Annotated in this window: 1 protein-coding gene and 1 pseudogene; both read right to left on the bottom strand. The window is 50.9% G+C overall.

Going from position 1 to position 1,610, the window contains the following annotated elements:
- Positions 1 to 688 (bottom strand): serine hydrolase domain-containing protein (locus STRDD11_RS08045; RefSeq protein WP_164828434.1); only part of this gene is annotated, 688 nt, incomplete at its 3' end.
- Between the two features lie 75 nt (positions 689 to 763).
- Positions 764 to 1,610, bottom strand: a pseudogene (locus STRDD11_RS08040) (methicillin resistance protein FmtA); the annotation flags it as partial.

Genomic DNA, 1,610 nt, shown 5'->3' with positions numbered 1-1,610 from the left:
GAAACCGGGACAAAATGCTTGTTTTATCCATCCCCAGCGGCTGGAAGATATGCTCATGGGCATAGTCGGCAAAGTTCTGACCGGAAAGCCGCTCCACGATGTAGGAGGCCAAGCCTGCCCCGTAGTTGGAATAGGCTGTTGTCGTGCCCGGCTCAAAAATCTGAGCTGGCTGATTGACAGCCAGAATTTCCTCGATGGTCTGGCCCTTATTTTCCAGGTAGCCAGCATGGGAAGCTTCTTCAAAGCCGGCCTGATGATTCATGAGGTCCAGCATAGTGATAGGCTTGTCATAGCGGAGGTTTCTCAGAAATCCCTCCGGCAGGTAGGTGCGGATGTCTTCTTCAAGGTTGATTTTTCCTTCCTCCCAGAGCTGCATGACAGAGACCCAGACGGTCAGCTTGGTGACCGAGCCCCATTCAAAAACGCTGGAATCATCGGTTTTAATGCCTTTTTCCTTGTCCATATAGCCGAAATTTCCTCGGTAAATGGTTCCATCGGTGTCAAAGACTGCCGTTTCCATGCCGGCGGTTGTCTTTTCGTGTTCCTTGACATAGTCCTGAATCTTCTGGCCAATCTGGCTGCGGTCAGTGCCCGATGGCAGCTTCTTCGACGCTGCTTGAGCATGGACTGGGCGAAAAATTCCCAGCGTCAAAACGGTTAAAATAATGAATAAAATTGATTTTTTCATGAGTTTTCCTTTCTAGTCGGAGATGATGGTAGTATGAATCAAGCCTGCCTTCTTCAGGGAAGACAGGCAAGATTCCTACAGCACCCACCACTGATAGAGGGACCAGTAGAGAATATTTGCTACGATGGCCAGGGCCGAGAGACTGGTCAGGACGGTCAGGGCGACGCGGCCCTTGCCCAGCTTTTCTTTGGATTTTCTGAAAAGGGGCAGGATGGCAGCTACGGTCAGCAGGATGCCCAAGCCGGCAAAGACCATGTAGCGCCAAGGGGCATAACCGCTTAAGTCTGTAGCATCTGTGGCTAGCAAGGTCAGAAAGAGATGGCCGGGAACCGCCAGAATAGCGGCAGCTGTCAGGAGATTCCAGACCTTCCAAGTCCGGGCTGGTGCTTTCTGTTTTTTACGGAAGATGAGCCGATAGGCTCCCAAGAGCAGGTTGGTCAAGAGCAGGATTAGGGCGTAAAGGATTCCCAGCGCCCCCAGACCCAGCACAATATAGTTTTTAAAGACGTCAAGGTCAGGAACTTTTTCATAGTCCGCAACTGCAACGGCAATCCGGGTCTGGTCTTGACTTTGGTCTATGGTCCAGAAGTTGCTGGGTAAGTGCTGGTCATCAGCTGGTCTCTTTAGATATGTAGTGGGACTGACTAACATTTGGAAAATAGATAGCGGTCCCTGGTTGAAGGTACGAAGAGTATGGTAGTAGCCTGGGCTGAATTCTTTTTGAGTCTCAGCGCTGGCTGTTTTCCGTTTGCCGAAGACCAACTCCGGAAGCTCAAAATTATAGTTCTCTTCCCTAGCTTGGTTGGCCATGACCACATAGCCGATGCCATTTTCCAAATCCAGCATGATGCGGGATGTAAAGCCTGCTGTGTTGCCGCCGTGGCCCAGAACAGTAACGCCATATTCATTGGTCCAGAAGCCG

The sequence above is a fragment of the Streptococcus sp. DD11 genome (genome assembly GCF_001578865.1).
GTDB classification, from domain to species: domain Bacteria; phylum Bacillota; class Bacilli; order Lactobacillales; family Streptococcaceae; genus Streptococcus; species Streptococcus panodentis.
The sequence above is the reverse complement of the archived record's forward strand: the minus strand, read 5'-3'. Positions and strand labels throughout refer to the sequence as shown.